The sequence below is a fragment of the Streptomyces apricus genome, from assembly GCF_008369065.1.
GTDB classification, from domain to species: Bacteria; Actinomycetota; Actinomycetes; order Streptomycetales; family Streptomycetaceae; genus Streptomyces; species Streptomyces apricus.
Genome location: NZ_VDFC01000040.1, coordinates 557316 through 565881, shown reverse-complemented (window position 1 = coordinate 565881; position 8566 = coordinate 557316). Strand labels below are relative to the sequence as shown.

The window sequence follows — 8566 nt, the reverse complement described above, 5'->3', positions numbered from 1 at the left end:
GGCCGGGTGCGCGGGGCGGCCGGGTCAGAGGCCGAGGCGCCGGGACAGGTCGGAGGTGAAGACGGACCGCGGGTCCAGCTCCCGGCGCAGCGCCCGGAAGTCGCCGAGCCGCGGGTACATCGCCGCGAGCAGCTCGGGCCGCAGCCGGGAGTCCTTGGCCAGGTAGACCCGCCCGCCGGCGGCGGCCACCTCCTCGTCCAGCGCGTCGAGGAAGGCGCCGAGCCCCGGCAGGTTCGCGGGGATGTCCAGGGCGAGGGTCCAGCCGGGCACGGGGAAGGACAGCCAGCCCGGGTCGCCCTCGCCGAACCGCTTCAGCACGGCGAGGAAGGAGGGGCAGCGGCGCTGCGAGATGCGGTGCACGATCCGGCGCAGGGCCTCCTCCTGCCCGTACCCGACGGCGAACTGGTACTGCACGAAGCCGCCGCGCCCGTAGACGCGGTTCCAGTGCGGCACGCCGTCGAGCGGGTGGAAGAACGTGGACATCCGCTGCAGCTCACCGGTCCGCGCGCGCGGCGCCTTGCGGTACCAGAGCTCGTTGAACAGGCCCACCGTCGTACGCCCCAGCAGCCCCTCGGGGACGAAGGAGGGGGCGGCAGGGAGGCGGCCGGGCCGGAACTCCAGCGGGGCCCGGCGCGCGCGGGGCACGTCGGCCAGCGCCTCCAGGGGGGCGTGGTCGCCGCGGGTGAGCACCGAGCGCCCCATGGCGGCGCCGCGGGCCAGCAGGTCGATCCAGGCGACGGAGTAGCGGTAGCGGTGGTCGGTGGCCGTGAGGCGGGCCATCAGGTCGTCCAGGTCCGCGGCGCGCTCGGTGTCGACGGACATCAGCGACGTCTCGACGGGCTGCAGCCGGACGGTGGCCGTCAGGACGACGCCGGTCAGGCCCATGCCGCCTGCGGTGGCGTCGAAGAGGGGGGTCCCGCTGCTCACCATGCGGATCTCGCCGTCCGCGGTGAGCAGCTCGAAGGACAGGACGTGCCGCGCGAACGACCCCGACACGTGGTGGTTCTTGCCGTGGATGTCCGCGCCGATCGCCCCGCCGACCGTCACGTAGCGGGTCCCCGGGGTCACCGGCACGAACCAGCCCAGCGGCAGCAGGACCTCCATCAGGCGGTGCAGCGAGACGCCGGCGCCGCACAGCACCGTCCCGCCGTCCGCGTCGACCGCGTGGATCCGGTCCAGGCCCGTCATGTCGAACACGGCCCCGCCCGCGTTCTGCGCCGCGTCCCCGTACGCCCCAGGCCCCGCGCGATGCCCCCGCGGGCCCCGCAGTCCCGGACGGCGGCCACGGCCTCGTCGTACGAACGGGGGCGCACCAGGCGGGCGGTGGTGGGAGCGGTGCGGCCCCACCCCGTGACGGAAACCGTGTCGGTAGGCATGGCGACGACGGTATCCACCGAAAGTTACGGTCAGTTCCGCAACATCCCCTTCCTCCCCGAAATGGGTGATTAATGGGATGTCGCTCAATATTGCCGGTGCTATCGCCGCGTCGACGTGAACAGTGGATCCCCATGGACCCCACGGACCACACGCACCACCACGACGAGCGTCCCGACCTGGACCACCGCCTCCTCACGGCCTTCCACGCGCGCGGCGCCCGCCCGCGGGTCGCCGCCGCCGCGCGGACCCTGTCCCTGGCCGGCGAGCACGGCGCGCTGTGGATCGCGGCGGGCCTCGCGGGGGCGGCGGCCGACCCGCGGCGCCGCCGCGCCTGGCTGCGCGGCACGGCCCTGACCGCGGGCGCGCACCTCGCCAGCATGGGGGTGAAGCGGCTCGTGCGCCGGCCGCGGCCCGGCCACGTCGTACCGCTGGTGCGCACCGCGGGCCGGCACTCCTTCCCCAGCTCGCACGCCACCTCCGCGACGGCCGCCGCCGTCGCCTTCGGCGCGCTCGGCGCCCGCGCGGTGCCCCCGCTGGCCGCCGCGATGTGCCTGTCCCGGCTGGTCGTCGGCGTCCACTACCCCTCGGACGTCGCGGCGGGGGCTGCCCTCGGCGCGGTGACCGCCCGGCTCGGTGCCCGCTGGATGACAGGAGAGCGCCGGATGACAGGAGGCCGCGACCATGGCTGAGACGGCGCTCCTGGAGCGGACCCGCACCGAGCAGGCCCCGCCGCCCCGCAGGGGCCTCCTGAAGGGCCTCCTCAGAACCGCCCGGCCCAAGCAGTGGGTCAAGAACGTCCTCGTCGTCGCCGCCCCGGCCGCGGCGGGCGAGCTCTTCTCACGGCACGCCCTGATCCAGGTCGGCCTCGTCTTCGTCCTGTTCACCGCCTGCGCCGCGAGCGTCTACCTGGTCAACGACGCCCGGGACGCCGATGCCGACCGCGCCCACCCGGTCAAGCGCCACCGCCCGGTCGCCGCCGGGCAGGTGCCCGTCCCGGTCGCCTACGCGGTGGGCTTCGTGCTCGCCGCCGTCGCCCCCACCGCGGCCGCCTTCCTGTGCTCGCCGTTCACCTCCGCGCTGCTCACCGCCTACCTGGGCCTGCAGTTCGCGTACTGCCTGAGCCTCAAGCACGTCCTGGTCGTCGACCTCGCCGTGGTGACCACCGGCTTCCTGATGCGGGCCATGATCGGCGGGCTCGCGCTCGGCATCCCGCTGTCGCGCTGGTTCCTGATCACGACCGGCTTCGGCGCGCTCTTCATGGTCTCCGCCAAGCGCTACTCCGAGGCCGTCCAGATGGCCGGCAAGGCGGGCGCCACCCGCGCGCTGCTCACCGAGTACACGGTCGGCTACCTGCGCTTCGTGTGGCAGCTCGCCGCCGGGGTCGCCGTCCTCGGCTACTGCCTGTGGGCCCTGGAGGAGGGCGGGGTGCCGCACACCAGCGTGCTGCCCTGGCGGCAGCTGTCGATGGTCGCCTTCATCCTCGCCGTCCTGCGGTACGCGGTCTTCGCCGACCGGGGCACCGCCGGCGAACCGGAGGACGTCGTCCTGCGCGACCGCGCGCTCGCCGTGATCGGCGTGGCGTGGGTCGCGATGTACGCCCTGGCGGTGGCCGACTGGTGAGCGGGGCGCACGGTGTCCGGTCCGGGGGTACGCCCCGGTCGCGGCTGACGCAGGCCTTCCGGACCCGGCCCCGGCTGCGGGAGGCCCTCCGGACCCGGCCGCGGCTGCGGGAGGCGCTCGGCTTCGCCGCCGCGGGCCTGCTCGCGTACGCCGCCGACCTGGCCCTCTTCCTCTGGCTGCGCGGGCCCGCCGGCCTGGACCCGCTGACCGCCAAGGCCCTGTCCTTCCTGGCGGGCTGCTCGGTCGCGTACGCGGGCAACGCGCTCGGCACGTACCGGCACACGAGCGGCGGCCCGGGCCGCTGGGCCGTCTTCCTCGCGGTGAACGTCGCGGGCGCCCTGGTCCAGCTGCTGTGCATCCTCGTCAGCCACCACGGCCTCGGTTTCACCTCCCCGCGCGCGGACACCGTCTCCGGGGCGGGAATCGGCATGGTCCTCGCTACCGCCCTGCGTTTCTGGGGTACGAGGACATTGGTTTTCCGAGGCGAGGGCAGGGTCGGATCATGGACTGGCTGAAGAAGCTCCCCGGCGTGGGCCCGTGGATCGCCCGGCTGATGGTCACGCACGCCTGGCGCTCCTACGAGCGGCTGGACCGCGTGAAGTGGACGCGGCTCGCGGCGGCGATGACCTTCATCAGCTTCCTCGCGCTCTTCCCGCTGATCACGGTGGCCGCCGCGATCGCCGCCGCGGCCCTCGACGACAAGGGCGTGCGCACGCTGGAGGACAAGATCGCCGAGCAGGTGCCCGGCATCTCCGAGCAGCTCGACATCGGCGCCCTCGTCGACAACGCCGGCACGGTCGGCCTCATCGCGGGCGCCCTGCTGCTGTTCACCGGCATCGGCTGGGTGGGCTCGATGCGCGAGTGCCTGCGCGCGGTCTGGGAGCTGCCGGACGAGGAGGAGAACCCGATCCTGCGCAAGCTCGTGGACGGCGGTGTGCTCCTCGGCCTCGGCGGCGCCGCGCTCGTCACGCTCGCCGCCTCCACGCTGGCCTCGACCGCGGTGGGCTGGACCACCCGCCACCTCGGCATCGAGGAGGGCGGCTGGGGCGGCGTGCTGCTGCGGACGGCCGCCTTCGCGGTGGCCGTCCTCGCCGCTTTCCTGCTGCTGCTCTACCTGCTGACGCTGCTGCCCGGCGTCCAGCCGGAGCGGCGCCGCCTGGTCGTCGCCGCGCTGATCGGCGCCGCCGGCTTCGAGCTGCTGAAACTGCTGCTCAGCGGCTACATCCAGGGGGTCGCCGCGAAGAGCATGTACGGGGCGTTCGGGGTGCCCGTCGCCCTGCTGCTGTGGATCAACTTCACGTCCAAGCTGCTGCTCTTCTGCGCCGCCTGGACGGCGACGCAGCACAAGACCCCCGAGGAGCAGGCGATCGCGGACGGCACCGCGGACGCCGCCCCGGACGCGGACGTCAGCGGCGGCGGCGCATCAGCTCCGGCAGCGGCCAGCGGCGGTTGATCACGAAGACACCGGCGGCGAGCAGCACCAGCGCGCCGCCGGCGATCCCCAGGGCGGTCCAGACACCGCTCGAACCGTCCGTGTGCGCCGACGCCGCGGCGGCCTTGGCCGGGTCCGAACCGTTGCCCGCCTTCGCGCCCTCGCCCGAACCGCCCGCCTCGCCGGAGGCACCGGCCCCCGGCTTCGCGCCCGTGTCCGCGCTCTTCGGCGCCACCAGCTCGCCCACCGGGGAGACCTTGTCCGACGCCTTGAAGCCCCAGTCGAGGAGCTTCGCGGTCTCCTTGTAGACCTGGTTGCGCTCCTTCTTCTCCGGGTTCATGACGGTGACGAGCAGCACCCTGCCGCCGCGCTCGGCGACCCCGGTGAAGGTCGCGCCCGCGTTGGTGGTGTTGCCGTTCTTCACCCCCGCGATGCCCGGGTAGGCGTCCAGCCCGTAGTCGCCCGCCAGCAGCCGGTTGGTGTTGTGGATCTCGAAGGTGCCGCGGGTGGTCTTCCCCTTCTTGTTCTTCTTGGTCTCGCCGGGGAACTTGGCGCGCACCGTCGAGCAGTACTCGCGGAAGTCCGCGTTCCGCAGCCCCGACATGGCGAACAGCGTCAGGTCGTACGCCGAGGACACCTGGCCCTTCTCGTCGTAGCCGTCCGGGCTGACCACGTTCGTGTCGAGCGCCTGCAGTTCCTCTGCGCGCGCGTTCATGTCCGCGACGGTCCGGTCCACGCCCCCGTTCATCGCGGACAGGACGTGCACGGCGTCGTTGCCGGACTGCAGGAAGACGCCGAGCCACAGGTCGTGGACCGTGTACGTCTCGTCCTCCTTGACGCCCACCATGCTGGAGCCCGGGCCGATGCCCGCCAGGTCGGACGGCACGACCCGGTGGGTCTGCGTCTTGGGGAACCTCTCGAGCAGCGTGTCGGCGAACAGCATCTTCAGGGTGCTCGCCGGGGGCAGCCGCCAGTGCGCGTTGTGCGCGGCCAGCACGTCACCGGACTCGGCGTCCGCGACGATCCAGGACCGGGCGCTCAGATCCTTCGGCAGGACCGGCGCGCCGGGGCCGAGGTTCGCCTGGGTCCCGGCCAGGCCGAGCTGGGCGCCGCCCACCTTCGACATGCCCGGGGGCGGGGTGGCCGTCGGGCTCGCGGACGGGGACGGCTTCTCGTCCGCGGCCACGGCGGGTGCGGCGACGGTCGCCGTGAGGGCGAGGGAGAACGACAACAGCGTGGCGGAAGTGGCCAACAAGGTTGATTCGGCGGTCTTTTTCAAGGCGGGCACGGTCGGAAACGTACAGGGCGCCGCCTGGGATGTCCCGCGGGCCTCCCCACCCCGGACATCGGTCCCGTTCCGGGGCGGCGATACTGAACCCATGAAGCTCAGCCGTCCCGTCTCCTGGTTCCTGCTCGCCTTCGGGGTGTGGAGCTGGGTCATCTGGATCACTTTCGTCAAGAACCTGTGGAAGGACGGCAGCGGGCTCGCCTTCGACGACGCCGGCGATCCGACCGGGTACTTCTGGGTGCACCTGACGCTCGCCGTCGTCTCCTTTGTCTTGGGGACGGTCGTCGGGGGCATCGGGTTGCGCGGCGTCCGCGCCCTGCGCCGCACACCGTCGTCATAACGCCGTACGTCATGACTCCGTACGTCACAACGCCGTACGTCACAACGCCCCATGTCTTAACGGGAGAGCCCTCGCGTGGTCATCGTGTTCGTGGTCCTGGTCCTCGCCGTGCTCGGCGGACTCCACTGGTACCTGTGGCGTCGCCTGGTGCGCGACACGACCGCACGGTCCGGGACCGCCCGGCGGGTGGGCACGGCCGCGCTGGTGGCGGGGCCCGTCCTGATGGCCACGGCGCTCGTGGCCGAGCGGACGGGCGCGCCGTTCCGCCTGCAGCAGGTGCTGGCCTGGCCGGGCTTCCTGTGGATGGCCCTGATGATCTACGTACTGCTGGCGCTGCTGGTCGGCGAGGCGGTGCGTCCGCTGCTGCGCAGGGCGCTGGAACGGCGCGCGGCGTCCGCGGCGCCCGCCGTCCCCGCGGCGGAGCCGGCGGGTCCGGCCGGGCCGGCCGGGATACCCGGGTCCGTGTCCGCCGTACCGGCGGGGGCGTCGGCCCGGGGAGCCGGCGGATCCGCCGGGACGAAGCCCGCCGGGGGCGAGCGGGCCGGTGAGGACGAGCGGGTCGACGAGGGCGAGCAGGCCGGTGAGGCGGCGCCCGCCCCCGCCGGAACCGGGCCGGGGGACGCCTCCGTCGGTCCCTCCCGTCGGCTGTTCGTCTCGCGGGTCGTCGGCGGGGCCGCCGCGGCCGCCGCCGTGGGCACCGTGGGGTACGGGACGTACGGCGTGCTGAGCGGGCCGAAGGTGAAGCGGGTCACCGTGCCGCTGGCCAAGCTCCCGCGCTCCGCCCACGGGTACCGCATCGCCGTCGTCAGCGACATCCACCTCGGGCCGGTGCTGGGGCGCGGCTTCGCCCAGAAGGTCGTCGACACGATCAACTCCACGCAGCCCGACCTGATCGCGGTCGTGGGCGACCTCGTCGACGGCAGCGTGAAGGACCTCGGCCCGGCCGCCGCGCCGCTGGCGCAGCTGAAGGCCCGGCACGGCTCGTTCTTCGTCACCGGCAACCACGAGTACTTCTCCGGCGCCGAGGAGTGGGTCGCGCGCGTACGCGACCTGGGGCTGCGGCCGCTGGAGAACGCCCGCACCGAGCTGCCCCACTTCGACCTCGCCGGCGTCAACGACGTGGCGGGGGAGGACGAGGGGCAGGGCCCCGACTTCGTGAAGGCCCTCGGCGACCGGGACCGCGACCGCACGTGCGTGCTGCTCGCCCACCAGCCGGTGCAGATCCACGACGCCGTGGACCACGGGGTGGACCTCCAGCTCTCCGGGCACACCCACGGCGGGCAGCTGTGGCCCGGCAACCTCATCGCGGACCTCGCCAACCCGACCCTCGCCGGCCTGGAGCGCTACGGGGACACGCAGCTGTACGTGTCGCGGGGCGCCGGTGCGTGGGGGCCGCCCACCAGGGTGGGGGCGCCGTCCGACATCACCGTCGTGGAGCTGGCCTCCAAGCAGGCCTGAGCCGGGGTCCGGGGCCCGGCGACCGGCTGATTCAGGTCAGTCGGCGGCGGGCCGTACGGCGTCGTAGGGCGGGGGACCTTCACACCGGCCGGCGGACCGCCGCGCGGGAGGCGCGGGCCGTCCCGCCGCGGCGGTGCGCGAGCCGCGCGCTGAGCTGCGGGGACGCGGGAGCCGGGCCGGCCCGGCGGACGGCGGTGGGGCTTCCGGTTGTGGAGCCCGGCCGGGAGCGGATGGTTGACGGCTTGACGCGTTCACGCAGGGTTGCAATTGCGGGAGTGACGCACCGGGCCCCGATCACGCAGCATCATGTGACGGCGGCGTGCTGTGGGTGAGGAGCAAACGTGTTGAGACGCAACTCGTTCCGACTGCCCCGGCACCCGGCGTCCGTCGGACTCGCGCGGCGCCGGGTCCGCGACCACCTCGCGGACTGGGGGCACCGGGCGGGGGAGCAGGCGTTCGAGGACGTGGTGCTGCTCGTGTCCGAACTCGCGACGAACGCGGTGCGGCACGCGCCGCTGCTGGAGCGGGAGTTCGAGGTGGCGGTGACCACGCTGGCGGACGGGTCCTGCCTGATCGAGGTCTCCGACGAGAGTCCGGCGCAGCCGCGGCTGCGGTCGGCTCGGCACGCGGATCCGGAGGAGGAGTCCGGGCGGGGGCTCCGGCTGGTGGAGAGCCTGACGACGGCGTGGGGCGTCTGGAGCCGGGGCCGAAACGGCAAAACGATCTGGGCCCTGGTCCCGGCCCCGACCGTCCCGTGACGCCGCGCCCCGGCGGGGGTCGGGTGTGTGGTTCCCTGCGGGCCGGCGGGGGCTTGTCGCGCAGTTCCCCGCGCCCCTGAAAAACCGGGTGCGTGGTGCCCTGCGGGCCGGTGGGGGCCGTTCGCGCAGTTCCCCGCGCCCCTAAAAGCGAAAGACCGGGGCGCAGCCCCGTCTTTCAGGGGCGCGGGGAACTGCGCGAGCAACCCCCACCGACCGGTCACCCGACATTCGACCCGTCGTTCCCAGGGGCGCGGGGAACTGCGCGAACGGCCCCCGCCGGGCCGCACTGTGCG

8 protein-coding genes and 1 pseudogene are annotated in these 8566 nt (G+C 74.0%); 7 read left to right on the top strand and 2 right to left on the bottom strand.

Features of this window, described 5'->3' with window-relative positions; translation table 11 throughout:
• Positions 1 to 24: 24 nt before the first annotated feature.
• Positions 25 to 1376, bottom strand: a pseudogene (locus tag FGF04_RS15510) (FAD-binding protein).
• Between the two features lie 132 nt (positions 1377 to 1508).
• Between FGF04_RS15510 and FGF04_RS15505 the strand changes: the two are divergent.
• From FGF04_RS15505 to FGF04_RS15490, 4 genes are all read left to right on the top strand, one after another.
• On the top strand, positions 1509 to 2066 hold the full coding sequence (locus FGF04_RS15505; RefSeq protein WP_149511879.1) for a phosphatase PAP2 family protein: 558 nt from the start codon (positions 1509 to 1511) through the stop codon (positions 2064 to 2066).
• Positions 2059 to 2997 (top strand): decaprenyl-phosphate phosphoribosyltransferase, encoded by a 939-nt coding sequence (locus tag FGF04_RS15500; RefSeq protein ID WP_149511878.1) that lies wholly within the window; start codon positions 2059 to 2061, stop codon positions 2995 to 2997. Before FGF04_RS15505 ends, FGF04_RS15500 begins: the two co-directional genes overlap by 8 nt.
• Positions 2998 to 3071: 74 nt before the next feature.
• Complete coding sequence (locus FGF04_RS15495) at positions 3072 to 3512, top strand: GtrA family protein (RefSeq protein ID WP_188114126.1); 441 nt, start codon at positions 3072 to 3074, stop codon at positions 3510 to 3512.
• Positions 3500 to 4450, top strand: coding sequence for a YihY/virulence factor BrkB family protein (locus FGF04_RS15490; protein ID WP_149511877.1), 951 nt, complete (start codon positions 3500 to 3502; stop codon positions 4448 to 4450). Before FGF04_RS15495 ends, FGF04_RS15490 begins: the two co-directional genes overlap by 13 nt.
• Here FGF04_RS15490 and FGF04_RS15485 read toward each other — a convergent pair.
• Positions 4404 to 5717: a D-alanyl-D-alanine carboxypeptidase family protein gene (locus tag FGF04_RS15485; RefSeq protein ID WP_328596323.1), complete on the bottom strand. Its 1314-nt coding sequence runs from the start codon at positions 5715 to 5717 to the stop codon at positions 4404 to 4406. The two genes, FGF04_RS15490 and FGF04_RS15485, sit on opposite strands and share 47 nt — an antisense overlap.
• A gap of 91 nt (positions 5718 to 5808) precedes the next feature.
• Here FGF04_RS15485 and FGF04_RS41085 point away from each other — a divergent pair, with 91 nt between their 5' ends.
• The 3 genes from FGF04_RS41085 (at position 5809) to FGF04_RS15470 (ending at position 8273) form a co-directional block, all read left to right on the top strand.
• Entirely contained in the window at positions 5809 to 6057 is a 249-nt protein-coding gene (locus FGF04_RS41085; protein WP_149511875.1) for an SCO4848 family membrane protein, read from the top strand.
• A 75-nt stretch (positions 6058 to 6132) separates the two neighbouring features.
• Positions 6133 to 7515, top strand: coding sequence for a metallophosphoesterase (locus FGF04_RS15475; protein ID WP_149511874.1), 1383 nt, complete (start codon positions 6133 to 6135; stop codon positions 7513 to 7515).
• Between the two features lie 341 nt (positions 7516 to 7856).
• The gene (locus FGF04_RS15470; protein WP_149511873.1) at positions 7857 to 8273 is read left to right on the top strand and encodes an ATP-binding protein; all 417 of its coding nucleotides are present in this window, start codon (positions 7857 to 7859) and stop codon (positions 8271 to 8273) included.
• Positions 8274 to 8566: the final 293 nt, after the last annotated feature.